This window comes from Micromonospora sp. NPDC002389 (genome assembly GCF_040296095.1).
Classification (GTDB): domain Bacteria; phylum Actinomycetota; class Actinomycetes; order Mycobacteriales; family Micromonosporaceae; genus Micromonospora.
The window spans coordinates 561,076-586,433 of record NZ_JBEOWP010000003.1 but is presented as its reverse complement, the minus strand read 5'-3'; the positions used below and the strand labels follow the sequence as shown (position 1 = coordinate 586,433).

At 71.7% G+C, this 25,358-nt stretch carries 20 protein-coding genes; 9 read left to right on the top strand and 11 right to left on the bottom strand.

Annotated features, from left to right (window positions below):
* Positions 1–25: 25 nt before the first annotated feature.
* Positions 26–1,501, top strand: a complete 1,476-nt coding sequence (locus ABT008_RS08820) for a cation:proton antiporter domain-containing protein (RefSeq protein ID WP_350694885.1) — start codon at positions 26–28, stop codon at positions 1,499–1,501.
* 9 nt (positions 1,502–1,510) lie between these two features.
* On the opposite strand, the gene ABT008_RS08815 is transcribed toward ABT008_RS08820, so the two are convergent.
* The 3 genes from ABT008_RS08815 to ABT008_RS08805 all read right to left on the bottom strand — a co-directional run bounded on the left by ABT008_RS08815 (position 1,511) and on the right by ABT008_RS08805 (position 6,308).
* The gene (locus tag ABT008_RS08815; protein WP_350694883.1) at positions 1,511–2,224 is read right to left on the bottom strand and encodes an MIP/aquaporin family protein; all 714 of its coding nucleotides are present in this window, start codon (positions 2,222–2,224) and stop codon (positions 1,511–1,513) included.
* 149 nt (positions 2,225–2,373) lie between these two features.
* Complete coding sequence (locus tag ABT008_RS08810; protein ID WP_350694881.1) at positions 2,374–3,978, bottom strand: xylulokinase; 1,605 nt, start codon at positions 3,976–3,978, stop codon at positions 2,374–2,376.
* 5 nt (positions 3,979–3,983) lie between these two features.
* The gene (locus tag ABT008_RS08805) at positions 3,984–6,308 is read right to left on the bottom strand and encodes an aminotransferase class III-fold pyridoxal phosphate-dependent enzyme (RefSeq protein ID WP_350694880.1); all 2,325 of its coding nucleotides are present in this window, start codon (positions 6,306–6,308) and stop codon (positions 3,984–3,986) included.
* A gap of 123 nt (positions 6,309–6,431) precedes the next feature.
* Between ABT008_RS08805 and ABT008_RS08800 the strand changes: the two genes are divergently transcribed.
* Positions 6,432–7,628: a PucR family transcriptional regulator gene (locus ABT008_RS08800; RefSeq protein ID WP_350694878.1), complete on the top strand. Its 1,197-nt coding sequence runs from the start codon at positions 6,432–6,434 to the stop codon at positions 7,626–7,628.
* 296 nt (positions 7,629–7,924) lie between these two features.
* A complete protein-coding gene (abc-f, locus tag ABT008_RS08795; RefSeq protein ID WP_350694877.1) occupies positions 7,925–9,562 on the top strand; it encodes a ribosomal protection-like ABC-F family protein in 1,638 nt (545 codons plus the stop codon).
* Between the two features lie 80 nt (positions 9,563–9,642).
* Here the strand turns inward: abc-f and ABT008_RS08790 are convergent, their stop codons facing one another.
* Complete coding sequence (locus tag ABT008_RS08790) at positions 9,643–10,641, bottom strand: AraC family transcriptional regulator (protein WP_350694875.1); 999 nt, start codon at positions 10,639–10,641, stop codon at positions 9,643–9,645.
* Positions 10,642–11,334: 693 nt separating this feature from the next.
* On the opposite strand from ABT008_RS08790, the gene ABT008_RS08785 reads away from it, so the two are divergent.
* From ABT008_RS08785 to ABT008_RS08765, 5 genes are read left to right on the top strand one after another with little or no spacing between them, the layout of a single operon-like run.
* Entirely contained in the window at positions 11,335–11,496 is a 162-nt protein-coding gene (locus ABT008_RS08785) for a lasso RiPP family leader peptide-containing protein (protein WP_350694873.1), read from the top strand.
* 23 nt (positions 11,497–11,519) lie between these two features.
* On the top strand, positions 11,520–12,134 hold the full coding sequence (locus ABT008_RS08780; protein WP_350694872.1) for an ABC transporter ATP-binding protein: 615 nt from the start codon (positions 11,520–11,522) through the stop codon (positions 12,132–12,134).
* Positions 12,131–13,009, top strand: a complete 879-nt coding sequence (locus ABT008_RS08775) for an ABC transporter permease (RefSeq protein ID WP_350694870.1) — start codon at positions 12,131–12,133, stop codon at positions 13,007–13,009. The genes ABT008_RS08780 and ABT008_RS08775 overlap by 4 nt, the downstream gene beginning before the upstream one ends.
* Before the next feature lie 6 nt (positions 13,010–13,015).
* Positions 13,016–14,215, top strand: a complete 1,200-nt coding sequence (locus tag ABT008_RS08770; protein ID WP_350694868.1) for an asparagine synthase-related protein — start codon at positions 13,016–13,018, stop codon at positions 14,213–14,215.
* The gene (locus ABT008_RS08765) at positions 14,212–14,490 is read left to right on the top strand and encodes a PqqD family protein (RefSeq protein WP_350694867.1); all 279 of its coding nucleotides are present in this window, start codon (positions 14,212–14,214) and stop codon (positions 14,488–14,490) included. The genes ABT008_RS08770 and ABT008_RS08765 overlap by 4 nt, the downstream gene beginning before the upstream one ends.
* A 7-nt stretch (positions 14,491–14,497) precedes the next feature.
* Here the strand turns inward: ABT008_RS08765 and ABT008_RS08760 are convergent, their stop codons facing one another.
* The 5 genes from ABT008_RS08760 to ABT008_RS08740 all read right to left on the bottom strand — a co-directional run bounded on the left by ABT008_RS08760 (position 14,498) and on the right by ABT008_RS08740 (position 21,105).
* Complete coding sequence (locus tag ABT008_RS08760; RefSeq protein WP_350694865.1) at positions 14,498–14,890, bottom strand: lasso peptide biosynthesis B2 protein; 393 nt, start codon at positions 14,888–14,890, stop codon at positions 14,498–14,500.
* Between the two features lie 25 nt (positions 14,891–14,915).
* Positions 14,916–15,803, bottom strand: coding sequence for a nucleotidyltransferase family protein (locus ABT008_RS08755; RefSeq protein ID WP_350694863.1), 888 nt, complete (start codon positions 15,801–15,803; stop codon positions 14,916–14,918).
* 56 nt (positions 15,804–15,859) lie between these two features.
* On the bottom strand, positions 15,860–16,723 hold the full coding sequence (locus ABT008_RS08750) for a hypothetical protein (protein ID WP_350694862.1): 864 nt from the start codon (positions 16,721–16,723) through the stop codon (positions 15,860–15,862).
* 82 nt (positions 16,724–16,805) lie between these two features.
* Positions 16,806–19,517: a fibronectin type III domain-containing protein gene (locus tag ABT008_RS08745; RefSeq protein WP_350694860.1), complete on the bottom strand. Its 2,712-nt coding sequence runs from the start codon at positions 19,515–19,517 to the stop codon at positions 16,806–16,808.
* A 400-nt stretch (positions 19,518–19,917) separates the two neighbouring features.
* Complete coding sequence (locus tag ABT008_RS08740; RefSeq protein WP_350694859.1) at positions 19,918–21,105, bottom strand: beta-1,3-glucanase family protein; 1,188 nt, start codon at positions 21,103–21,105, stop codon at positions 19,918–19,920.
* Between the two features lie 307 nt (positions 21,106–21,412).
* Here ABT008_RS08740 and ABT008_RS08735 point away from each other — a divergent pair, with 307 nt between their 5' ends.
* The gene (locus tag ABT008_RS08735) at positions 21,413–22,486 is read left to right on the top strand and encodes a DMT family transporter (protein ID WP_350694857.1); all 1,074 of its coding nucleotides are present in this window, start codon (positions 21,413–21,415) and stop codon (positions 22,484–22,486) included.
* Here the strand turns inward: ABT008_RS08735 and ABT008_RS08730 are convergent.
* Together ABT008_RS08730 and mhpA are read right to left on the bottom strand one after the other, a co-directional pair.
* Positions 22,395–23,441 (bottom strand): zinc-dependent alcohol dehydrogenase family protein, encoded by a 1,047-nt coding sequence (locus tag ABT008_RS08730; protein ID WP_350694856.1) that lies wholly within the window; start codon positions 23,439–23,441, stop codon positions 22,395–22,397. The genes ABT008_RS08735 and ABT008_RS08730 overlap by 92 nt on opposite strands.
* A 111-nt stretch (positions 23,442–23,552) precedes the next feature.
* A complete protein-coding gene (mhpA, locus tag ABT008_RS08725; RefSeq protein WP_350694854.1) occupies positions 23,553–25,187 on the bottom strand; it encodes a bifunctional 3-(3-hydroxy-phenyl)propionate/3-hydroxycinnamic acid hydroxylase MhpA in 1,635 nt (544 codons plus the stop codon).
* Positions 25,188–25,358 lie beyond the last annotated feature (171 nt).

The following is a 25,358-nucleotide window of genomic DNA, read 5'->3' as shown; positions in this document are numbered from 1 at the left end:
CTAGCCCGCTCCAGGAGTCCTCACCGTGCACGCTGACCTCGTGGGCTTCGGCGCCCTTGTGCTCATCGCCGGGTTGCTGGCCCGCTTCGGCCGCCGGATCAACCTGCCGACCGTGCCGTTCTTCATGCTCGCCGGCATCCTGTTCGGGCCGGGCACCCCGGGGCCCGTGTTGGTCGCCCACCCCGAGGACCTCAGCCTGCTGGCCTCCCTCGGTCTGGTGCTCCTGCTGTTCCACCTGGGCGTCGAGTTCCCGGTCGAGCAGGTGCTCGGCAGCGGCAAACGGCTGTTCGTCGCCGCCGCCTCGTACATCGCCCTGAACGTCGGCGCGGGGCTCCTCTTCGGGTACGCGCTCGGCTGGGGCGGCTACGAGGCGTTCGTGATCGCCGGGGCGCTCGGCATCTCCTCGTCGGCCATCGTCACCAAACTGCTCATCGAGTTACGCCGGCTGGCCAACGCCGAGACACCGGTGATCCTCGGCATCATCGTGATCGAGGACCTCTTCCTCGCGCTGTATCTGGCGCTGCTGTCGCCGCTGCTCTCCGGCGCCGGGTCGGCCGGTGAACTCACGCTGCGCATCGGGCTGAGCTTCGCGTACCTGGTTCTCCTGTTCGCGGTCGCCCGGTTCGGTGCCCGCCTGGTCGGCAAGGTGATCGACAGCCACGAGGACGAGCTGCTGGCGGTCCTGATGGTCGGGCTGGTGGTGCTGGTCGCCGGCATCTCGGCCGAGATCGGCGTCTCCGACGCCATCGGTGCGCTGATGATCGGTCTGGTGGTGGCCCGTACCCCCATCCGGGAACGGGCCGAACGCCTGGTGCTGCCGCTGCGGGACGTCTTCGCGGCGGTCTTCTTCGTGGTCTTCGGCCTGAGCATCGACGTGGGCGACTTCGGCTCGGTGGCGCTGCCGGTGCTGGCGGCCGTCGCGCTGACCATCGTCACCAACGTGCTGGCCGGTCTGATCGCCGGGCGGCTGTTCGGGCTCAACCAGCGGGGTGCGGCCAACGTCGGCCTGACGGTGCTGGGACGCGGCGAGTTCTCACTGATCCTGGCGACCCTCGCCCTCGGCGCCGGTCTGGACGAGCGCCTCGGCCCGTTCATCGCCCTGTACGTGCTGGTGCTGGCGGTGGCGAGTCCGCTGCTCGCGGCGAACTCGCGCTACCTGGCCCGGATCATCCCGGACCGGCTGCTGCACGCCAGTTGGCGGTATGTGCGGGAGGAGACGATGAGCACCGCCTGCACCCACCTGGACCGCATCCAGATCACCGAGAGCGACGCCGAGGCGTGCCCGCAGTGCCTGGAGACCGGCGACGACTGGGTGCAACTGCGGATGTGCCTCACCTGCGGCGCGGTCGGCTGTTGCAGCGACTCGGCCAACAACCACGCCGAGGAGCACTACCGGCAGACCGGTCACCCGTTGATCCGGTCGCTGGAGGAGGGGGAGGACTGGCGGTACTGCTACATCGACGGAGCCCTGGTCCGGGCGCCGATGGGCGCCGACCGGTGAGGCGGACGCTCAGCGTCCCGCCGGTCGGGGCGTACCGACCCGGCTGACGCCGGATCCGTGCTCGACCAGCGGCGCGACCAGTGCGGCGAGGACCCCGCCGAGCAGCGGGAAGACGATGAACACCCAGAGCTGACGGAGGGCGAGCCCGCCTTCGAAGATCGCCGGACCGAAAGCCCGCGCCGGGTTCACCGCCGCCCCGGTCAGCGCCACGCCGACCAGGTTCGCCACGGCGAGGGCCATCCCGATGGCCAGGCCGGCGAAGCCGGACAGGTCGGTGCTGCGCTTGCCCACCACCAGCACCACCAGGACGAACAGGAACGTCAGGACGGTCTCCAACAGCATCGCGCCACCGGCGTTGATGTGGGTGCCGTAGCCGTTGGCGCCCAGCACACCCGTCTGGTCGGTCACGCCGCCCCAGCGGACCAGCACCCAGAGCAGGAACGCGCCCAGGGCGGCACCGGCGAACTGCGCGATCCAGTACGCCACCGCCCCGACCGGTGAGATCTTGCCGGTGAGCAGGACGCCGAGGGTCACCGCCGGGTTCACGTGGCTGCCGGAGAGCTGCCCGATGGTGTAGACCAGCGCCAGCATGACGAACCCGAACGACAGCGCGACCACCACCACGCCACCCTCGACGCGGGCCGCGACCGCGCTGCCCACGCCGAGGAACACCAGCAGGAATGTGCCGAGGAACTCGGCCACGTAACGCCTGACGTCGCCCATGGCGTCAGTCTCACCGAGCACGCCCGACGCCGTCGGGCATACCGCAAAAGCTGCGACCGAGAGGCCTGATCGTGGCACTGTGGCTGGCGCCGGCCCGGCGTGTCGGACAGTTGGAGTGCCACGATCAGGCGAGGCGAGGCGAGACGAGGTCAGCGCAGCCGGTCGGGGCGGTTCAGTCGCCGGTAGACCGGGGCGAGCCGTTTGTGTAGTTCCCGGTAGTCGGTGAAGATCTCGTCGTAGGTGGCCCGCAGCGCCGGGTCCGGTGCGAAGACCCGGTCGGTCCGCATCAGCGCGGGGATGTCGGCGAAGGTGAGCAGTCCGGTGCCGACCGCGCCGATCCAGCCCGCGCCCCGGGCGTTGACCGCCAGCGGCTGGGCGTCGCGCCGGATCTCCACATCGAGCACGTCGGCGAAGATCTGGCACCAGGAGTCCGACAGCGCGCCACCGCCGGTGATCGCCATCGAGGTGACCCGGGAGCCGAGGAACCGGTCCACCGCGCCGGCCAGCCAGCGGGTGTTGAAGGCGACCCCCTCGAAGACCGCCCGCAGCAGGTCGGAGCGGTTGGTGTCGAGCGAGATGTTGAGGAACGCGGCGCGCAGGTTCGGGTCGTCGACGGGGGCGCGTTCGCCGTACAGCCAGGGGGTGTAGAGCACGCCGTTGGCGCCCGCCGGCACGGTCGGGATGATCGCGTCGAACGCGTCGAAGATGGTGCCCTCGTCCCGACTGACGTGCCCGGCGCCGAGCAGCGGGTCGTCGTACTCCACGATCTTGTCCCGCAGCCAGGTCAGGTTGGCCCCGGCGGTGGCCTGGAGGGCGGTCATCAGGTAGCGGTCACCGATCGCGCAGGGCACCGACGCGATGCCCGCCGTCACGTCGGTCTTCTTGCCCGGCACGTGCGCCGCGATCCAGGACGAGGTGCCGAGATACAGGTGGGGCTCGTGGTCGCCGGTGGTGCCCGCGCCGATCGCCGCCGCGGTGTTGTCGATCGCGCCGGCCACCACCTCGACCGACTCCGGTAACCCGAGGTGCGCGGCGGCGGCCGGGGTCAGCGTGCCGATGACGTCGGTGCAGGCCACGATCGGGGGCAGCTTGTCGCGGTCGATGCCACAGTCGGCGACCAGGGCGGGGGAGTAGCGGATGTCGCCGGGCCGCCGGTTGTCGGTCACCCACGAGGTGAGGATCGAGTCGACGGTGGCCACCGTCCGCCCGGTCAGCTTCAGGTTGATCCAGTCGAGCACGTTGAGGAACGACGCGGTCCGCGCGTACACCTGCGGCATCTCGTCGCGGACCAGCAGCATGTGCGCGGCCGGGTCCTTGCCGGTGGGCGAGGGCATCCCGCCGGTGAGCCGCAGCCACCGCGCGATGCGGTGCACCGACATCCCCTGGTACGCCGGGAAGCCGCCGAACTGTCGACGCAGGTGGGGTGCACCGCGCATGTCGAGCCAACTGATGCACGCCGTCAGCGGGTCCCCGGCGGCGTCCACCGCGATGGTGCCCTCGCCCTGCGTGGAGGCGCACACCGCGCGGACCGCCCGCATCTGCTCCGGATGCCCCCGGCCCAACTCGGCGGCGACCTCCCCGAGCGCGGTCCACCAGGCCAGCGGGTCCTGCTCGGCGCCGCCACCGGGCAGCACGTGCAGCGGTACCGGCCGCTCGGCCCACCCGGTCACCGTGCCGTCGGCGGCGACCAGGGCCGCCTTCATCCCGGACGTGCCGAGGTCGATCGCCAGGATCTGCGGCGCGCTGGCGGCCACCCGCCTCAGACCCCCTCGACCTGCGCGAAGACCCGGTCGAACCGGGCCAGCGCGTCGTCGATCACCGCGTCGGTGTCGGCCATCGAGGTGTACATCCGGGAGCCGGCCAGCGTGACGATCCCGTGCGCGGTGTACGCGGCGCCCATCTGCTCCATGAGCCGCTTGCGGGCCTTGTTCTCGCGCAGCAGCTTCACCGGGTTGCGCATGTCCAGCAGCATCACGCCGCTGCACTCCAGGTGCACGATCGAGCCCTGGTTGTACGCGACGTACGGCAGGCCGTACGTGTCGATCAGCCGTTGCAGGCCCCGGGTGAGCCGGTCACCGGCGCGGCCGGCGATCACCGGCGCGTTGGTGCGCGCCATCTCCTCGATCGCGAAGTACCCGGCCGCGCAGGACAGCGGGTTGGCCGACAGCGTCCCGCCGACCTGGATGTGTGCGCCGCTCTTGCCGTCCAGCCCGGAGCCGAAGACCGCCATCACGTCGGAGCGTCCGCCGACCCCACCGGCCATCGGGTACCCACCGGAGACCGCCTTGCCCAGCACGGTGAGGTCCGGGGTCACGCCGAAGTAGCCGGCCGCGCCGCCCAACCCGAGGCGGAAACCGGTGACCACCTCGTCGAAGACGAGCAGCGCGCCGAACTCGTCGCACAGCTCGCGGACCCCGGCGTTGAAATCGCGGGGAGCCGGCCGGGTGCCGGACTCCGGGCCGACCGGTTCCACCACCACCGCCGCCGTGCCGCCGCGCAGCCGGTTCTCCACCAGCTTGCGCTTGAGCTGCCCGAGGTCGTGTGGGAACGCCTCCCGGGTCCGGCTGGTGGCGCCGAACGGGATGCCCTTGGCGTTCATCCGGTACGTGCCGGGCACCCGCAGCCCGTACACCATCGTGTCGGACCAGCCGTGGTACGCGCCGCCGACCTTGATCACCATCTTCTTGCCGGTGAACGCGCGGGCACCCCGGACCGCCGCCATCACCGCCTCGGTGCCGGACCCGAGGGAGCGGTACATCTCCACGTGCGGCATGTACCGATGGATGATCTCGGCGAGCTTGAGTTCGTACTCGTGGAACAGGCCGGTGACCGGCCCGGAGGCGCGGACCACCTCGGCCACCCGCTCGTTGACCGGGCCGTAGTTGCTGCCCAGGATCGTCGGCCCACCGGCCTGGAGGAAGTCGATGTAGGTGTTGCCGTCCCGGTCGACCAGGTACGCCCCGTCGGCTTTCTCGATCGCGAGCGGGAACGGGTAGTTGAAGGCCAGGTTGTGCTGCACCCCGCCGGGGATGCGCTGCTTGGCCCGGTCGGTGATCTCCCTGCTGGCCCGGCACTTCGTCTCGAAGTAGTTCAGCACGTCGAGCATCGCGTCGTGGCGCAGCCCGCGCAGCGGCTGGGCGGTCAGCGCCTTGAGTCGGTGCATCACGTCGTCGACGTCCGGATACTCGCTGATGGCGTACCCGAGTCGGGCGGACTCCGCCCCCGGCACCTCGACCTCGGCGGCGGCCGGGGCGTCCACGGTCCCGGCCTCAACGTCGGCAGCGGTCCCGGCGTCGGCCTCAGCGTCGGCGGCGGTCTGGGCGTCGGCGGCCTGGGCGGCGGCGGTGGCGTCGGCGCTGGGCAGGTCCTCGTCGGCGGGTACCCGCAGCGGCTCGACCGCCTCGGTGATCTGCGCGGCGATCCGCTTCTCGTCGGCGCGCAGCTTGCCGAAGGCGATCTCGCGGATCGCGGTCGGGATGGTGTAGACCTTGCCCGTCTCGCTGGTCAACGCCAGCAGGTACGCGATGGAGACCTTCTCCAGCAACGCCATGTTGAACACCGCCCGGTCCGGGTCGGTGCCCACGGCCACCACGCCGTGGTTGGCGATGATGAAGGCGTTGTCCCCGCTGGCCACCTTCTTCTGCACGTTGCGCGCCAGGAACCCGGTGCCGGACGGGGCGTAGTCGATGATCGCCACCTCCCGGCCGAGGAAGCGCACCTGCTCGTCGGTGAGCGCCGGGATCGGCTTGCGCAGGAAGGCCAGCGCCGACGCGTACGGCTGGTGGGTGTGCACGATCGCGTTGACGTCCGGGCGTTCCCGATAGATGTTGGCGTGCATCCCGCACTCGATGGACGGCTTGAGGTCGGCACCGGAGCCGTCGGGCACGTGTTTGCCGTCGAAGTCGACGAGGCAGATGTCCTCGACCCGCATCCGGTCGTAGTCGTAGTTGCTCGGGGTCACCGCGTACAGCCGGTGGCCGGGCACCCGTACCGAGACGTTGCCTTCGGTGGCCTTGAGATATCCCCGGGCGAGCATCGTCCGGCACATGTCGACCACGTGCTGTCGGGAGAGTCGGTGCTGCACGGTGGGCTCCTCGGTCGGATCGGCGGCGGGCTCCATCCTCGCCCGGGCGTACCGGTCGAAACACCGTCCTGCCGGCAGCGAGAATCGGCGGCTCTTTTATCCCGCCGTGACAAAATCGGTCCCGTGAGCGCCCCCGTCTCCGCCACCCCCTGGCGGCGTCTCCCCGCCGACCTGGCCGCCTCCATGCGTCCGCACCTGCCGTCGACGGTCGCCGCCGTGGCGGGCGCGGTCACCGAGGCCACGCCCGCCTTCGCCGGCATCGCCGACGACAAGTTCGCCCGCGACGTGCACACCGCCGTGCAGGTGGCCCTCGACCGCTTCCTCGACCTGGTCGGCACCGACGAGCCCGCGCTGCCGCCCCGGATCCGGGAGGTCTTCGTCGCCCTCGGTGCCGCCGAGGCCCGCGAGGACCGGGGACCGGAGGCCCTGCTCGCGGCCCTGCGCATGGCCGCCCGGCTGCTGCTGCGCACCGCCTCGCAGTCGCTGGCCCGGCTCCGCCCGGTCGGCACCGAGGAACTGATCGACCTCTCCGACGCGGTCAGCGCGTACGTCGCCGAGCTGGCCGCGGCGAGCACCGACGGGTACGCCCTCCAGGTGCGCGAGCAGGCCGGCGAGGGCGACCGCCGCCGGCAACTCGCCGAACTGCTGCTGCGCGGCGACGGTATGCCGAGTGCGGTGGCCGCAGCCGCCGCCCGGATCGGCTGGCCGGAGCTGGACACCGTGGTGCCGGTGCTCCTGCCGCCCGACCAGGCCCGCGACGCCCGGTTCCGCTACGGCGTCGACGGCCTGGTCATCGAGCGCGGCCGGGACGCGGTGCTGCTGCTGCGGGCCGGTCCCCGGGCGGCCCGCGCCCCGCTGGCCGAGGCGCTGGCCGGTCGGCGGGCGGTGGTCGGCCCGGAACTGGACTGGCCCCAGGTGCCGGCCGCCGTACGCCTCGCCGAGCTGGCCGCCGGCCTGGTCGGCCCCGACCCCGGCCCGGTCTTCGCCGACGACCACCTGATCCCGTTGACCCTGCGCGGCGAACCGGGGGCCCTGGCGGTGCTCACCGCCCGCCGGCTGGCGCCACTGGCCCACCTGCGCCCGGCCCAGCGGGACAACCTGCTGGTCACGCTGCACTCATGGCTGCGGCACTGGGGCTCGCGGGCCGAGGTCGCCGCCGAACTGTTCGTCCACCCGCAGACGGTCAGCTACCGGCTCAAGCGCCTACGCGACCTCTACGGCGCCGACCTGGACGACCCGGCGACCCGTTTCGAGCTGCTGGTGGTGCTCACCAGCCACCTCAACGCCCCATCGCCCCGGCACCGCCGCCGATCCGACTGACCGGCGGCCTCGCGCGGCCCGCCGGTGGCGGTGGTCGGCTCTCACCGCTGACGGCCCGACGGCTGCGGAATTGACGTGCGCGACCATGCCGTGCAGTTGTTAGGCTGGCTGCGCGCGGGTCAGCCGCGCGATCTGCGACGAGGAGCGCGACATGCTGTCGGGGGACGACGACATCTCGGGGTGAGCGGCCCCGCCGCCGACCGGCCACTGCCGCAGGCGGCCTGTCATGTCACCGCCCTGTCTGTCCGACCGGGGCGCCGGTCGCGTCCCGGCCTTCCTCCCGAGGTCTCACTGCCATGTCCGACGTCTGCGTCGTCTGCACCAACCTGTCCTTCTCCTGGCCCGACGACACCCCCGTGTTCCGGGACCTGTCCTTCACCGTGCCGCCCGGCCGCACCGGCCTGGTCGCCCCGAACGGCGCCGGCAAGTCGACCCTGCTGCGCCTGATCGCCGGTGAGCTGACTCCCACCGGCGGCACCGTGACGGTCGAGGGGGTGCTCGGCTACCTGCCGCAGAACCTTCCGCTCGCCGGTGAACTGACCGTCGCGCAGGTGCTGGGCGTGGCACCGGCGATAGCGGCGCTGCGGGCGATCGAGGCCGGTGACGCCAGCGAGGAGAACTTCACCGTCGTCGGCGACGACTGGGACGTCGAGGAACGCAGTCGCGTCGAACTCGACCGGCTCGGTCTGGACGAGGTGGCGCTCGACCGGCCGCTGCACACGCTCAGCGGCGGGCAGGTCGTCTCCCTCGGCCTGGCCGCCCAACTGTTGCGCCGCCCCGACGTGCTGCTGCTCGACGAACCCACCAACAACCTCGACGTCGACGCCAGGCACCGGCTGTACTCGGTGCTGGAGAACTGGTCCGGCTGCCTGCTGCTGGTCAGCCACGACCGGATGCTGCTGGACCGCATGGACCGCATCGCCGAACTCGACGGCGGGCAGCTCCGGTTGTTCGGCGGGAACTTCACCGCCTACGAGGAGGCCGCCCGGGCCGCCCGGGAACTGGCCGAGCGCACCGTGCGCAGCGCCGAGTTGGAGGTCAAGCGGGAGAAGCGGGAGATGCAGCAGGCCCGGGAGCGGGCCGACCGCCGGGCCGGCAACGCCGCGCGCAACCTCGGCAACGCCGGCCTGGCCCGGATCGTCGCCGGTGGGCTCAAGCGCAGCGCGCAGGAGTCGGCCGGACGGGCCCAGCAGGCGCACGCCAGCCGGGTCAGCGATGCCCAGGGCCGCCTGGACGAGGCCAGCCGGGCGCTGCGCGACGACCAGGCGCTCACGCTGGACCTGCCGGAGACCGACGTACCCGCCGGTCGGACGCTCGTCGAGGGTCAGCGGATGCAGGTGCGCCACGACGGCCGTCCACTGTTCCCCGGCGACGGTCTGGAGCTGACCATCCGGGGCCCGGAGCGGATCGCGCTCACCGGCCCCAACGGCGTCGGCAAGTCCACCCTGCTGCGGCTGCTCACCGGCCAGACGGCGTCCGACGGCGGGCAGGTCCGTCGGGCCGACGGCCGGATGGCGTACCTGTCGCAGCGGTTGGACCTGCTCGACCTCGACCGTACGGTGGCGGAGAACCTCGCCGCGTACGCCCCGGAGCGACCGCAGTCGGAGCGAATGAACCTGTTGGCCCGCTTCCTGTTCCGGGGTGCCCGGGCCCAGTTGCCGGTCGGTGTGCTCTCCGGCGGGGAACGGCTGCGGGCCACTCTCGCCTGTGTCCTCTACGCCCAACCCGCCCCGCACCTGCTGCTGCTCGACGAACCCACGAACAACCTCGACCTGGTCAGCGTGGGCCAGTTGGAGAACGCGCTGAACGCCTACCGGGGCGCGTTCGTGGTGGTCAGCCACGACGAGCGCTTCCTGCACGACATCGGCGTACGACGGTGGCTGCGTCTCGACGGCGACGGCCTGCGCGAGGTGCCCGCACCTGACGCCGACTGAGCGCCGGTGGGTGGATCTGTTGTCGTTGGGGCGACACCAGATCCACCCATCCTTGGCTGCACCGCGCACTCGTGGCCCGGTCAGTTGCGCAGGGTCTGACTCGGGGGGTGACCGTAGGCGGCGCGGTAGTCGGTGGCGAACCTCTTCGCGTCCACGAACCCCCATCTGGCGGCGATGGCGGTCACCGTGGCTCCCGTGGTCGGATCGCTGGTCTGTAGTTCCCGGTGGGCGTGTTCGAGCCGGAGCCGGCGGGCGTACCGGGCGGGGGTGGTGTCCTCGTGGCGGCGGAACGCGTACTGCAACGCTCGGGCGGACACGCCGGCCGCGTCCGCCATCTCCGTGAGCGAGACGTACCGGTCGGCGTGGGATTCCACGTACCCCATGGCCCGACTCACCACCGTTCGCGAGACGTGGCCGGGGCCTCTGCGTGCGAGTTCGGGGGCTGTGTTCGGGAACACGGCCAGCGCCGCCGAGGCCAGCAGTTGCCGGATCTGACCGATGATCAACGGGTTGGCGGCGAGTTCCGTGTCGGCCATCACCACCTGCCGTACGTACCCGAGCGTGCCGAGCCAGTGGCGCTCCAGCTCGGGCGACGGTCGACTCTGCTGCTCGAACTGCACCTTCCCGACGACGCCTCCGGAGTGGATTCGGGCGATCTCGTCGAGCAGCGACTGGGGGATCCCCACGGTGAACGACTCGACCGCTTCGAACTCTGCCTGCAGGGGAAGGCCCGTCGGTAAGGCGATCGTGTGACCAGGCGTCACATGGGCGTCGTCATGGCGGTCGGTGACGGTGAGCCGTCCAGTGCGGATGTGGATGAAGTTGACGAGGTCGTCTGACAGGCGTTCCATCCGGGTGAGCACCGGATACCGCAAACCGGTCAACACGATGTCGTCGAGCGTTGCCCCCATCCCCCGCAGGTGCGCGGTGTGGGACCTCGTGTCCGACAGGAGAATCTTGTTGTTGGCGAAGGTGGCTGCGAAGAAGGCGTGCACCTCGTCCACGCCGGTGATGGCAAGCCGTCGCCACGGCGACGGTCCCGTCCCGACGGCGGTGTCGGTGGGCTGAGAAGGGATCACCGATTCTCGCCGTGCCTTCGGCGGTCGATATTCCGCCATCGGGTGCCTCCCCGCGATCACGACATCGGGCTGGCCCTTCCTGGCGATGTCGACTGATGTCGCACTATAAACAACCGGGTGGGCCACGGAGAAGTGCCCGCGCATCGCACAGTGCCTTTGTGCGCCGGATGCCTTCCGGTTCGCGCAGCAAGGTTCAAAAAGGCGAAGCATCGTCCTGTCCTGATGATAAGAACCTGGCATTGCCGCGCCGGCTGGAGCGTTTCCGGAAACGAAGCGTGTGGTTGCCGCAAGTGCACTTCACTCACGATGGGAAGCCGGTTGTCCGACCGGTGGCTCGGTTTGGGACCGCTCCTGCCGGACGGCACCTACGGAGCACTGTGGACAGATGGTCCGGACGGGAGCGCCGTAGCTGCAAGGGTTGCCGTGGCGCGCTCCGGTGGCATCGGTCGCACACCCTGCGTGGCGGCTCCGGGGTGATGGTGATTGTCTCGGCGATTCGGTCGACTGGCGGTCGACCCGGGCTAGTAACTGTTGATGCTGCCCGGACGTTGTTCTGGCAGCCCCGGTGTGCTGTCCGCGGTGCGCGCGCTGAAAAGCAGCGCCGCCTGCCGTTGATTGCAAGTCTTCTTTCGATGACAGGCCAGGTGGCACGGCACGGGCCAGCGGAGAAATCTACTCGAGAATGGAAACGGCATGAAGTCTTCCCGTCACGTGGACGAGACATCAGGCGCCCCTGTCGTCACCGGCTACCAGCGCCCGACCATCACCCGGCTGGGGACCCTGGCCGAACTGACCCGCGGCGGTACGGTCGGTCCCGACGACGGGCTCGGTGGTCAGGGCGACGGCTCGCTCTGACCTACGGCGGACGCCGGATTCCCATGCTGCACCTCCGACAGGCCGCACGGCGGTTCGGTCGACGTCCCGTCTTCACCGGCCTCGACCTCCACGTCGCGGCCGGTGAGCGGGTGTTCCTGGGCGGACCCAACGGCTCAGGCAAGACCACCCTGCTGCGGTGCCTGTCCGGGACGCTCGCCCTGAGCGCCGGACAGGCCACCGTCGCCGGCCACCCGGTCGGCTCGCCCGCCGCCCGGCGCGCCACCGGGGTGTGTCTGGCCCCGGAACAGGGCCTCTACGAGAAACTCACGGCACACGAGAACATCGCTCTCGTCGCCCGGATGCGGATGCCGCGCCGCGCAGTCCGCCCCGGTGTCGCCGGGATCGAGCAGGAGTTCGACATCACCCGGTACGCCGGCGTGCCGGTCGCCCGCTGCTCTGCCGGGGTACGCGCCCGGGTCAGCATCGCCCGCGCCCTCGTCGCCGACCCCGATCTCCTGCTGCTCGACGAGCCGACCCGATCCCTCGACGAGAACGCCCGGCACCTGTTGTGGCAGGCCATCGACCGGCGGGCGGAGTTGACCTGCGTCATCGCCTCGCACGACGCCGATGACCGGAGCCGCTGCCAGCGGCACCTCGTCCTGGAGCCGGTCCGATGACCCCATCGGTCCACCCACCCGCCCAGGCCCGCCCGACGCCCGTGCGGGCGCGCACCGCCCCGCACCACCGACCCGCCCGAGGCGGCGCCAACGCGGTCCTCGCGCTGATCCGTCGGGACCTGAGCGATCGGCAGACGTTCCGGGTGCCACTGCTGTTGGACCTGGCGTTCGGGTTGGTCAACCTGGTCGTGTTCCTCTTCATCTCGCGGGTGCTGACCCCCGGGGGTGCGCAGCACCCGTTCGTGGGGACGAGCTACTTCGACTTCGTCGCGGTCGGCATCATCTTCATGCTCGTCCTCCAGGCCGCGATGACGCACCTCACCGGCCGGGTAGTGCGGGAACAGCGGGGTGCCACCCTGGAGATGCTGGCCGCCCAGCCGGTGCCGACGGCCGCCCTGGCGGTCGGTCTCGCGGGCCATCCGTTCCTTCTGGCGCTGATGCGCGCCGGTGTCTACCTGCTCCTCCTGCACACGGTGCTTGGCCTGCACACCGAGCGGGCCGACTGGTGGGGGGTGACCGCCGTGCTGGTGGCGGGCAGCGGGGCGATGATGGGGGTCGGAATCGGACTGAGCGCGTTCGCCGTCGCCGTCGGGCACGGCGAGGCCGCTGCCCGGCTGCTGGTCGTCGGGCTGTCCTTTCTGTCCGGGACGTACTTCCCGGTGACCGCACTACCCGGCGTGCTGCCCGTGCTGACCGCCGTGTTGCCGAGCCGGATTGCCCTGGACGGTCTGCGTGCCGCACTGTCCGGCGGTGCCTGGGCTCCCTCGGTACTGACCCTGCTGGCCGTGTCCGTGCTGCTGCTGCCGCTGTCCACCTGGGCCTTCGGGCGCGCGTTGCGGATCGCCGCGACCCGGGGAACCCTGACTCGCGATTGAGGTGCCATGCTCCAGCCAACCCCGTTCGACATCGCGACCGGCACCGTGCTGGGTGTGGGTCCACCACCGAGGCTCTGGTCCGTGCCCCCGGTCGCGAAGAATCCGCTCGCCGCACTGGAGCAGGCGGTGCTGCCCGCGCTGCGTCGCCCACCGTGCGTGGTGAGCTTCTCCGGTGGCTTGGACTCGTCGCTGGTCCTTGCCGTGGCCGTCCGGGTGGCCCGGCGGCACGGGCTCCCCGAGCCCGTGCCGGTCACCTGGCGGTTCACCGGCGCGCCCGGGGCCGACGAGTCTTCCTGGCAGGAGCGGATCATCGCAGCGTTGGATTTGAGCGCCACCTGGCAGATCCTCCGGGCTGACGACGACCTGGACCTGATCGGCCCGATTGCCGGTCGCCTCCTGCACCACTATGGGCTGCAGCACCCGGTGAACCTGCATCTGCACCTGCCGGTGGTGGAGTTGGCCACGGGCGGCAGCGTGCTCACCGGACTGGGCGGTGACCAGATGTTGTCGGGTTGGCGGCGACCGGCCACCCGTCCCACCCGGGCCCGCCTGGCACGGATCCGTGCTCTCGTCCGCGAACTGCCGCGTCGGCACCGACCGGCGCAACTGCTGTTTCCCTGGCTGCATGGGGACGTGGCGCGACAGGCCCACCGGGCGCTACGGGCGGAGCAGCGCGCGGAACCGCGCCGCCTCGGCCCGCGTACCGCCTGGCACGCGCGCCGTCGTGACCTGGTGATCACCCAGTCGGCTTTCGCCGCCGTCGCCGGTGATCACGAAGTGACTCCGTTGCACCCGTTGCTCGACTGCGGATTCCTGGCCGCGTTGACGGCGATGGCCGGACGCCGCCGTCGATGCACCCGCGACGACCTGCTGGCCGAGATCGTCGGCATCGCACTGCCGCCCGACATCATCGCGCCCCGGCCCAAGGCTCGCTTCCGGGATGTCTTCCTTCGACAGACCACCCGGGAGTTCGTCCAGTCCTGGGACGGCACCGGGGTGGACCCTGACCTGGTCGACGTGCCGGCGCTGCGGGACATCTGGTCCCGTTGGCCGATCCCGGGCGGTACGGCGGCCCTGGTGCAGCAGATCTGGATGACGACGGCTCCGGCACCCCCGCCTCGGTACTCGCCACAGGCCACACCGGCCAGCCCCACCCCGCCGATCCCGCCGACCCGATCCGGATCCGACACGGAGGTCACCTCGTGAACCAGCAGGAGAACGTGTATCGGGTGGACGCCACCCGGGTGGTCTGGCGGGCGGCGGGCGACGAGGTGGTGGTGCTGGACACCGCCCAGTCCGTCTACTTCGGACTGGCCCGTCCGGGCGCGCTGCTGTGGCACCGCCTGGTCGACGGCGCGACCCACAGCGACCTGGTCGCCGCGCTGGTGCAGGACGAGCCGGTTGACCCGGCCCAGGCGCGGGCCGATGTCTCGGCCTTCCTCGACGAACTGCATGGACACGGCCTGTTGCCGCGTCCCTGACCGGCCCTCAGGGGCTGCCGGCAAGCCAGGCCGGCGGAGTGGGGCGGCGCAGGATCTCCACCATCGCCTCGCGTTCGGCGTCGGTGTCGCCGTCGAGCCAGGCGTGGGCGTGGAAGCCGGCGCTGGGTGCGGTGACCCCGATGACGATCGTCCGGGCGATCCGTTGGCTGCCGTACCAGCGTTGCAGCACCAGTGCCCGCTCCAGGCAGTTGGCCTCTGTCCGGCGCAGAACGCCGAGCACCACGGCGTGGTGTGCGGCGGCGTCGGGAGGCGGAATCGGCAACCGGACGTCGTCGATGCCGCACTGCGGGAGTTGTGTCCGTACCCGGCGCACCGCCCATCCTGCCCACAGGGCGGTCCGCAGCGCCGGCACGCCACCACGACGCAGAGTCCGCCCCACGGCCCTCGGCGCGGATCGTAGTCGATCAGTCACGATTCGACCGTCGGGCGAGTAGAGCCACGGTCCGCAACTCCGTCACCGCCTGGGGCAGACGGCGGACGTGCCGGACGATCCGGAGGAGGTACGCCGCCAGCAGACCCGCCGGACCGTACCGGGCCAGCGGGTCGGTGTGTCGCATCACCCCGCGCGGCGGGAAGAGGTACGGCCACAGGTGCCGGAGCCGGCCCCGGTGGGTGGGCAACTCGGCGAGCTGCGCCAGCACATGCGCCGGCCCGGCGACGCGACGTACCCGGATCCACTGGAGTGGGGTCGATCGGTCAGGCAGCCCGATGTCGTTCGCCAGCTTCGCCCCGTCCGGTGTCAGACGCAGCCCGAAGCCGAACAGCGGCGCCGCACCGGTCCGGTCGGCGAGCCCGGCCGCCGCCTGCCACACCTGCGGCGGGAGGACCTCCAGCGCACGCAGCAAGTCGGCGTACGGCCGGTGGGAGCGTCCCGGCGCGGCGGCGTGCAGCGCGACCAGCAGGGCTGCCGCGGCGGCGTCCGGGACGAGAACTTCTCCGCCGGCCAGCGCGATTCGTTCGGCCGACCCGAACACCAGCGTCCAGAGTTCCTCGGGGTTGGCCACTCCGTGGAAGCCTCGGTGCAGGTCGACGACGATGTCGACCGGACCGGGGGCCCGCCACGGCCGTTCGTACCAGAGCAGCCGGTGATCGGGGCGCCCCGCGGGTAGCCGGCTGCGGAAGCCCGATGCGGCGAGCGAGCGCTCCGCGAGGTCGAAGGTGTCCGGTGCGACCAGCAGATCGACGTCGGCGTAGACCCGGTGGCCCTCGGTGCCGAGCCGACGGGCCAGCCCGGCACCCTTGAGCAGGACGGATGGCACCCCACGCTCGGCCAGCCGGGCACAGGTCGTCACGGCCGTCGAGTCGAGCGCGAGGTGCCACAAGGCACCCGCAGCTCTCGGCGTGGCGGTCATTGCGGGACCGCCACTGCCTCGGTGACGGCGGTCAGGGTCTCTTCGACCAGCCTCAAAGTCGGTCCGAGGGCCGCCCAGTCGCGCGGCCGGGTCAGTTGCCACGACGGCAGCGCGGCGAGGCTCAGCAGCGCGCTCGGGTCGGTGGGCAGGTGCTGCCAGGACCGGCGGGCGGCCAGCCGGGTGAGCAGGTCGTGGCCGGCGAGCCGGGACATCGTCAGGGTCCGGCCCCAGCCGAGGAAGATCCAGCCGCCCAGTGGGGTCCGGTCGGCCGTCGGGGGCAGCGCGACACGTCGCCGGTCGCCGGCCCGGGCCAGGCGGGTGGTCAGTGACACCCCGGGCACCGGGCGTCGCAGGTCGATGCAGCGTGGACCGGCGTACACGTGGGCGTCGTCGACGACCAGGATGTCGTCGGCGACCACCGGGACGTCCCGGGCGGCCAACGCGGCGAGCAGGCTGCTCTTGCCGGCGGTACGCGGACCGATCACCGCCCACGCACGATCGGCGTGTACGAAGGCGCCACTGTGGAAGGTCTCCCGCCCGAGCCAGCGGTTGAAGATCGTGACCACCGGTGCGAGATAGGGGTGTGCCAGCACATCAGGGGCGAGCGGGGGGCCGTGGAAGGTGGCGGTGCCCCGGATTCGCTCGACGGCGAGTGTCCGCCCGTCGGCGAGCAGCCGCACCCCACCGTCGAGGTCGGTCGGCACCAGCGGCGGCGCCTCGGCGGTGGTCTGCCGGACGAACACCGATGGCTGGCCTGTTCGGAGGAGGTCGACGGGTGGGAGTTCCCGCACGTCGTCCAGCCCGTGTACGCACAGTCCGTAGACGGACCGTCCGGTCGTGCCCATGGTCTCCCCGGTCATGACCTGATCAACGACTGTCGCTGCGGAGACGGTGCGGGTGGCGCTGCCCTGGGGCGCCACCCGCACCCCGGCGAACCCGTGCTCAGCGCACGGTGCCGGTGACCACGCTCAGCTTCTTGGACTCGGCCAGCCGGCGGGCGTCCAGCGCCCGCTGCTTCGCCGACGTGGCCTTGGTCGCCTTGGCCTGCTTGGCGTTGCTCGCCGAGTTCGGCGTGTCACCCAGGCCGAGCGCGTCGATGTCATAGGCGAGCCAGAATGTCCCCGGCGTGTCGATGGCGAAGGTCAGGGCGATGTGCACCTGTCCGCCGGGTCGCAGACCGCCGAGATCGAACGGGATAGTCAGGGTGGTGGCCAGACCACCGCCCGGTGGGTTGCTGGCCGGCGGATCCATCGAGAGGTTCCGGACCAGCAGGGTCTGACCGTTGCTGACGGTTATCGAGCTGGTCGGATTGGCCGGGTTGACCAGCCGCAGGTGAGAGTGCACGGCCGGCGACGGTCCGCCGGGCAACGGCGCGCCGTTCTCCTGACTGAGGCTGGTGATCCGGACCCGGGCCTGGGTGATCGGGACACTGGACCGGTTGGTGATGGTCCGTCGGATCACCAGCGTGCCGGGGCTGCCGGCGGTGCGGACCCGGTTCGGCACCGCGCTCTGGGCGACGCCGGGGTCGAGAAGCGTCGACTGCATCGCGGTGTTCTGCTGATAGGTGCCCAGGCTGTTCTGGGGTGACGGGGTACCCAACGCCGACGGCACCCCGTTGATCGGGCCGAGCACGGTCGCCACCAGTCGGAAGTCGGCCGTGTTGTTCACCGTGTCCTGTGGCTTGCCGCCGACCGTCAATCGGTTCCAGGCGTGCGGCACGAAGGGCGGGCTGCCGAAGGCCGGCAGTGGGGTGCCCTCCGAGAAGCCGACGGTGGAGCCGGCCGCGTCCACCCGGGTGTTCGCGGTGTCCGGCGCGATCAGCCGCAGGCCGCCCTGACCGAGGGTGGGCACGACGAGGTCGGGCTGGATGTTGGTGAGGGAGTATCCGGTGGCGGCGACCAGGAAGCCGCGGCGCGGCGGCAGCGGTCGGGCGCTGCCCGGCACCGGCACGACCACCCCGCCCGGCGCCTCGATCCGCCAACCGGCGATCGGCAGGTCGAGTGCCGTGGTGTTGGTCACGGACACGTACTGGTCGGTGAGTCCACCGATGCCGGACTGGGCGAACTGCTCGATCAGCAGTTGACCCGGGACGGCCGACACCTCGATCTCGACCGTGTTGGAGACCGCGTCGGCGTTGGGGTTGACCCCGTCGTACTGGGCTCGGAACTGGTTGAAGCCGAAAGCCGGCAGTTGCAGGTCGAACGAGGATCTGTTGAGCGCCAGCGGGAAAGTGCCGAGCCGGGTCTCGACGCCGTTGGGCGACAGCTCGATCAGCGTCACGGTCCCGTCGGCCTGGCCCGGCCCGACGACCACCTCGAAGTGCACGGGGGTGCCGAAGGTGGTGGCGTTGGTGGAGGCGGTCAGGGTGACCACGCTGTGTGGTTGCACCAACAGGCGGATGGCCTTGGTGGCGCTGAATCCGTTGGCGTCGGTGACCCGGACGGTGGCCGGGAAGGCGCCGGCGACGGTGGGTCGGCCGGAGATCAGGCCGGTGGCCGGGTCCAGGGTCAGGCCCGGCGGTAGGGAGCCGTCGGCCAGGTTCCAGACGAAGGGCGCGGTGCCTCCGACGACGGTGAGCAGGTAGGCGTAGGCCGCGTCCACTTCGGCCAGCGGCGGCGCCGGGAAGACCAGGGTGGGCACCTGGTTGACCGTCAATACGATCAGTCGGGTGCCGGAGCGGGCCGCCGAGTCGACCACCCGGATCACCACCGGGTATTCGCCGGCGGTGGTCGGCACCCCGGAGATGCTGCTGGACGTGGCGTTGAGGATCAGCCCCGGCGGGAGCGTGCCGGAGGCTATCGACCAGGTGAACGGTGGCACACCGTGGGTGACGTTCAGGGTCGCGGTGTAGGCGATTCCGACGGTGGCCGCGGTCGGGGCGGGGAACAGCAGGGTCGGCGAGACGTTGGCGGTGACCGCCTCCGACGGCGCGGACTGTGGCCCGGTGCCCGCCGAGGTGCGGGCGGCCACGGTGAAGGTGTAGGTGGTGGTCGGGGAAAGGCCGGTGACCGTGTTCGTGGTGGCCGGGCCGAAAGTCTGGGTGGCCTGTCGTACCCCGGCCGCCCATGGAGTCACCTCGTAGCCGGTGATCGGTGAGCCGCCGTCCGGTCCGGGGGTCCAGCTCAGCAACGCCGACGCGGTGTCGGCGGTGACGGCGATGACGGTCGGCGCGCCCGGGAGGGCGAGTAGCTTCGCAGCCTTCGAGCGGGGGCTGGCCGGGCTGGTTCCGACGGCGTTCTTCGCGGTGACGGTGAATCGGTGGGTGCCCTGCTTGGACAGCCCGGAGATGGTCCGGCTGGTCTTCGACGCGTCGAAGGAGACCGACCGGCCTTTGCTGCCGTTGTGGTAACTGGTCACCGTGTATCCGGTGATGGCGCCGCCCGGGGAGGGCGGTGCTTTCCAGGTGACGGTGGCGGTGCTGCCGAAGCGGGTGGCGGTGGGGGCGGCCGGTGCCCCCGGAGGTCTCGGTTCTGGGGCGAGGGTGTCGGTCGGCGCGGCGAGCGGTCGACTGTTCGCGGTGGAGACCGTGGCCGGTGGTGCGGAGCGGTGCGATTGCCGGGCCGAGGCCGGGGTGGGGGCGACGAGCAGGCTGAGGAGCATGACCAGGGCGACGGCGAAGGCCGCCCGTGGGTGGAGACGGTGCGCCAGGGACATGGAGGTTCCCCTCTCGGGTGACGATGGGCCACTGCGGAGAGAGGGGGCGGCGGTCGTGCGGTTCCTGCCTGTAGCGCGTGCCTGATGCCCCTGCACCGAGTGGATGACCGGCGGAACACTCGAACCGCCCCTCGATCAGGGGGCGGGACTGGTGAAAGCTTGCCAGTTTTCCCAGCTCAAAGGGCATGTGGCGGGGTGTGCTCCGGTCCGGACCGGGTCGTCGCGCGCAGAGCGTCGCGAACCTGACAGAAGGCGGGTGCGCCTCCCGCCACCAGCGTTTCGTGCCCCGGCGACGTGCGACGTGCGAGGAGCGGGGCGGCGTTGGCTGACCGCTACGGTCCGCACCCGTGCACGCCCGTCGGGATGCCGGTTCGGCATCCCGACGGGCGTGTCGCCGTGGTCAGAACGGGCTGAGTACCAGGCCGGCGGCGCGGGGGTCGCCGTCGTGCACGAGCGACTCGAAGGCGCCGACGTCGTCGAAGGCGAAGGCGTACGCCTTACCGTCGCGCATGTTGGCGTGGATGATCCGGGCGTACTGGTTGGTCGGGTTGCTGCGGTAGAACTCGGCGGCGTTGGTGCTGGGTTGGGTGTGGATGGTGCCGAGGGTGCCCCGGTTCAGCGCGGCGCAGAGCGTACGGGAGATCGGCCCGACCACCTGGTCGTTGGGAGCGGGCAGGTCGCCGTCGCAGCCCCACACGCTCGCCGACGAGGGGCGGTTGAACGAGGCGACGACCTGTCCGGCGCTGTTGGTGAAGGTCATCACCCGGCCTGAGGTACGCCCGAAGTAGCGGACGTCGGGCCGGTCGCCGAACGGCACCACGGTCAGCGTACGGCTGGTGTACGCGTTCCACGCCGAGGCGATGTAGGAGTCCAGGTAGGTGCTGCTGAACAGGCCCGCCCCGGCGGCCTTGCCCGGTGCCAGCACCCGCAGCACCGTGCCGTCGGCGCGGGTGTACACGGTGTTCGCCCAGCCGGACTGGGACCGTACGCCGTTGATGATCGCGGTGCGGCCGTTGGCGACGACGTCGCCGGTCCGCTTGGTGACGCCGTTGGCGCCGGTCACGGTGACGGCGTGCGGCACCGCGAACATGTCCACCTGGGAGCTGTTGAGCCAGAGCCCCGCGTCGTTGTAGGTGAACTCGCTCCAGTCGAACAGGATGTCGCGGTTGGCGTCGCCGGCCGCCCACGGGGCGGGCTGCACCAGGCCGGTCGGGGTGAGGAAGAACTTGAGCTTCTCGCCGAAGGAGAAGTAGACCCGGCCGGAGAAGCCACGCGGGAAGCGGACCGTGGCGCTGGCGCCGTTGGTCGGTCCGGGAATCGAGGCGTCCGGCGCGGGTGACGGCGGGATCTGTCCACCGGACCAGGGGATGAACGTGCCGGCCTGGTTGACGTAGCCGAGGCGGCCGGAGGAGAGCTGTACGCCGATGACGTACACGTGGACGGCTCCGGACCGGCCGGTGTTGTTGGTGACGGTGACGGGCAGCAACGCGGGGCCGACGGCCTGGGCGGGCGCGGCGGCGACGAGCGCGGTCGGGACGGCGGTGATCAGAGCGGCGGCGACCGCCAGCAGTCTTCTTCGGACAACCACGGGTACTCCTCCGTTCGGTGGTGACACGGCGTGAGAGAGCGCTCTCTCAGACTCTGATTGTTAAGGACGTTTGTCAATAGATGTACGGCGATGTCGTGCGGTGCCGGGCAGCTCCCTTACCGCGGGTACCGGCCCGTGTCCGGACCGGTACGCTGCCCCGGTGACCTTCTCCGTCGTGTCGCCACCACCCACCCGGTAACGGCGCTATCGCCGACCCGGCTCTGACCTTTTCGAGCCCGGGGGTGTCCGTGCTGCCCGGGCGGTGACGACAACGGAGAATCCTGTGCACATCAACATGCCCCCGTCCGTGGGACGGGGAGTTTCGTACATCCTCATCGCGGCGGTCGCCTGGGGGACCGGTGGAGCGGTCGCCGCGATCCTCTACGACATCAGCGGAATGGGGCCCGTCGCGGTCTCCTTCTGGCGGTTCGCGGGCGGCGTCCTGCTGCTCTCCGCCGGGCATCTGGTGCTCCGCCACCGGCGTCCGGCCCGATCGGGCGACACGCCCCGGCAGGCCCCCGATGCCAGACCAGGTGACCGCTGGAGCGCGCTGGTGACCACCGGCGTCGGCCTGGCCGTCTACCAGACCGCCTACTTCGCCGCCGTCGGGTACGCCGGACTGGCGGTCGCCACCGTGGTGACCCTCGGCTCCGGACCGGTGCTGATCGCGGTCGGAGCCCGGCTGACGATGGGGGAGCGGTTGGGACGTACCGGCATCCTCACCGTGACCTCGGCGCTGGTCGGGCTGCTCCTGCTCGTCGGCGGCGGCAGCGCGGGCGAGGGGTCCGCGCCGCTGCTCGGCCTGGCCTGCGCGCTGCTCTCCGCCGCCGGGTACGCCCTCGTCACCCTGCTGCATCGCAGACGTGGCCGGGACGGCACCGGCGGGGCCGCCAGTACCACCGCCCTGGGCGGCTTCGCGGTGGGGATGCTCTGCCTGCTGCCCCTGGCGCTGCTCGAAGGGATCCTGCCCACGGCGGGCGACCTCGGCCGGGTGCTCGGTCTGCTCGCCTATCTCGGGGCGGTGCCCACCGCGCTGGCGTACGCGTTGTTCTTCGCCGCTCTGGTCTCGGTCCGGGCCACCACCGCATCGGTGATCGCCCTGGTCGAACCGGTCACCGCTGCGGTCATCGCGGTGCTGTTCCTCGACGAGCGTCTCACCCCGGCGGCCACCGTCGGATCGGCGGTGCTGCTCGGCGCCGTGGTCGTGCTGACTCTCGGCGAGCGGCGGGTCGCCGTCGTCGCCACCGCCCCGGTGACCGCCTGCGCCGGTGATTCGGAACCGGCCGGGATCATGGCCGGATCAAGCACATCCCGCCACCGGTCGGACCGTCCATGGTGGCCAGCGCGTGCGGCGCGTCGGCGAGGCCGATGGTGCGGGTGACCAGTGCGGCCGGACGTAGCACGCCGGCGGTGACGAGCCGGAGCAGCTCCGGATAGGCGTGCGCCGGCATGCCGTGACTTCCGCGTAGCTCCAACTCGTACGCGATCACGAGGTCCATCGGCACCGCCGGGTGTCCCTGGGCGGCGGGCAGGAGCCCGACCTGCACGTGTCGTCCCCGGCGACGCAGGCTCCGGACCGAGGCGGTGCAGGTGGCGGGACTGCCCAGCGCGTCCAGGGACAGGTGCGCGCCGCCGTCGGTCGCCTCCCGGACCGCCTCGGCCACCGCCTCCGGGCCGTCCAGGGCGCGTCCGTCCAGACAGACCGCCGCGCCGAGGCTCCGGGCCAGGTCGAGCGCGCCGGGGGCGATATCGATCGCCACCACCCGGGCCCCGCACGCCTGCGCGATCATGACCGCCGACAACCCCACCCCGCCGCAGCCGTGCACGGCCACCCACTCGCCGGCCGCGACCCTGCCCTGCGTGACCACGGCCCGAAACGCGGTGGCGAACCGGCAGCCGAGCGCGGCGGCGGCCGGGAAGTCCAGCTCGTCGGGGAGCCGGACCAGGTTGACGTCGGCGTCGTGGACGGTCACGTATTCGGCGAACGAACCCCAGTGCGTGAAGCCGGGCTGGCTCTGCCGTTCGCAGACCTGCTGCTCGCCTGCCTGGCACGACGGGCAGCGTCCGCAGGCGCAGACGAAGGGTGCGGTGACCCGGTCACCCGCTCGCCAGCCCCGCACGCCGGTGCCGACGGCGGTGACGACACCGGCGAACTCGTGCCCGGGTACGTGCGGCACGACGACGTCCGGATCGTGTCCCTGCCAGCCGTGCCAGTCGCTGCGGCACAATCCGGTCGCCTCGACCCGGACGACCGCGCCACCGGCCGGTGGCGTCGGGTCCGGCAGATCGCGGACCTGCGGCGGGACACCGAACTCGTCGAAGATCACGGCACGCATGGCCGCATCCTGGCACGTCACCGCCCCTTCCCGGAACACCGACCGGCAGTAGCGCGCGGGCGACGGATCCCGCAGCCCGCGCGCCGCCTGCGTCCGGTGCCGTCAGGTGGCCTAACCGGTGGGCTGGCGGGAAGCGGTTACACCGAGGTCGACCGCGAGCGTGCGGGTCACCTCGTCCAGGCCGTCGCTTCCTGCGACGGCGAAGACGAACCGGTCCGGTCGCAGCAGGACGGCGTCCGCCCGGTGCCGCCGCAGCCAGGCGTCGACGGTCCCGTCCAGGTCGACGACGTGGACCTGGGCGGCGTCGCCCGCCGGCAGGCGCGCCGGATCGGTGCCGGCGGGATGCGTCACGACGGACCGCGCCGGCCCCGGCAGCCCGGGCAGTTCCGCCGGAAGGCCACGCCCGACCAGCGCGAAGCCGTCGCCGAGCAGATCGTCGAGCAGGCGGGGCGTCGGATCGCCGCCGACAGCCACCCGGGGCTGCGGGAACATCGCCCCGACGGCACCGTCGCGCCGGCCACCGGCGAACAGTCCACGTTCGTACGCGGGCAGCGGCTTGAACTCGAAGTGCCGCACGAATCGGCGTACCCGGGGCACGGTCTGCACCGCCCGCAGCACGCTGTCGCGGACCCACGCGGCCCGCCGACTGCGGGCCAGGAACACCCGACCCAGACGGACGCTCGTCTCCGCCATCGCCGCCGTGTGCGGCCGACGTTCCGTCTCGTACGTGTCGAGCAGCGCCGGGGCGGCCCCGCCGGACAGCACCAGTGCCAGTTTCCAGGTCAGGTTCGCCGCGTCCCGCAGTCCGCTGCACAGCCCCTGCCCGAGGAACGGCGGCATCTGGTGGGCGGCGTCGCCCAGCAGGAACACCCGTCCCTCCCGCCACCTGGCGGCGATGAGGTGGTGGAACGTGTAGACCACGGCGCGGGTGACGGTGAAACGGTCCGGGTCCACGTACGGCGACACCAGCTCGGCGATCTTCGCCGGTTCCCGCATGTCGGCCTCGGTCTCGCCCGGTTGGAGCATGAACTCCGCCCGATAGCTGCCCCGCGACCCGGGGGAGACGAACGCCGGACGTCGCCAGTCACAGACGAAGGTGGTGTGCGGCGTGCGGATCCCGTCCGGGGCCACGTCACCGGAGACCGCCAGCCACGGCTCGGCGTAACTCGCCCCCGCCAGCGGGATCCGTACCGCCGTGCGGGTGGTGCTCCGCGCACCGTCGCAGCCGAGCACGAACCGGGCCCGCACCGGGTACGACCGGTCGGCCACCACGTCCCGCACCACCAGATCCGCGCCGTCCTCGTCCTGCCGCAGGTCGACCAGTTCCGTGCCCAGCCGCAGCGTCACGTGCGCGAACCGCTCCAGCCCGGTACGCAGAGCCTGCTCCAGCAACGGCTGGTCGAAGAAGTTCAGCGGCGCGTGCCCGAACCCGAAGTCGACCTCGTCGAAGGCGATGGTGGCGAACCGCCGGCCGGCGGCGTTGACGTAGTCGGCGCGTACCGGTTGGTGCAGGTCGCCGACGATCCGGTCGAGCAGGCCAGCCTGCTGATAGATGCGCAGCGCCTCGTCGTCACAGGAGAACGCGCGCGGCTGCCCGTGCGGTTCCGTGCTCCGCTCCACGACGAGCGTGCGGACGCCCCGCATGCCGAGCAGGTTCGCGGCCAGCGCACCGACCGGACCACACCCGACGATGACGACGTCGACCTCCTGGACCTCGCCGGGCGACGACGACTGGGCCGGGTTCATCTCGTTCCTCCACCACCTGGCCGCCCGGAGCCTCCGGGCGGGGACTGTTGTACGTGGTCCAGCAGAGCGGGTGCGTGTGGAGGTTCTGTGGAATTGCGGTGAGGTTTCCGGCAGGCCCGACCCGCTCCGGGCGGTCAGGCTTGATCCCTGCGCGGGTCGGGCCTGCCGGAT

Coding starts and splice junctions, on each gene's coding strand:
- ABT008_RS08815 (WP_350694883.1), bottom strand. CDS start 2,224: ATGGGCGACGTCAGGCGTTACGTGGCCGAGTTCCTCGGCACATTCCTG.
- ABT008_RS08785 (WP_350694873.1), top strand. CDS start 11,335: ATGAAGTCTTCCCGTCACGTGGACGAGACATCAGGCGCCCCTGTCGTC.
- ABT008_RS08745 (WP_350694860.1), bottom strand. CDS start 19,517: ATGTCCCTGGCGCACCGTCTCCACCCACGGGCGGCCTTCGCCGTCGCC.
- ABT008_RS08750 (WP_350694862.1), bottom strand. CDS start 16,723: ATGACCGGGGAGACCATGGGCACGACCGGACGGTCCGTCTACGGACTG.
- abc-f (WP_350694877.1), top strand. CDS start 7,925: ATGTCCGACGTCTGCGTCGTCTGCACCAACCTGTCCTTCTCCTGGCCC.
- ABT008_RS08770 (WP_350694868.1), top strand. CDS start 13,016: ATGCTCCAGCCAACCCCGTTCGACATCGCGACCGGCACCGTGCTGGGT.
- mhpA (WP_350694854.1), bottom strand. CDS start 25,187: ATGAACCCGGCCCAGTCGTCGTCGCCCGGCGAGGTCCAGGAGGTCGAC.
- ABT008_RS08730 (WP_350694856.1), bottom strand. CDS start 23,441: ATGCGTGCCGTGATCTTCGACGAGTTCGGTGTCCCGCCGCAGGTCCGC.
- ABT008_RS08775 (WP_350694870.1), top strand. CDS start 12,131: ATGACCCCATCGGTCCACCCACCCGCCCAGGCCCGCCCGACGCCCGTG.
- ABT008_RS08780 (WP_350694872.1), top strand. CDS start 11,520: ATGCTGCACCTCCGACAGGCCGCACGGCGGTTCGGTCGACGTCCCGTC.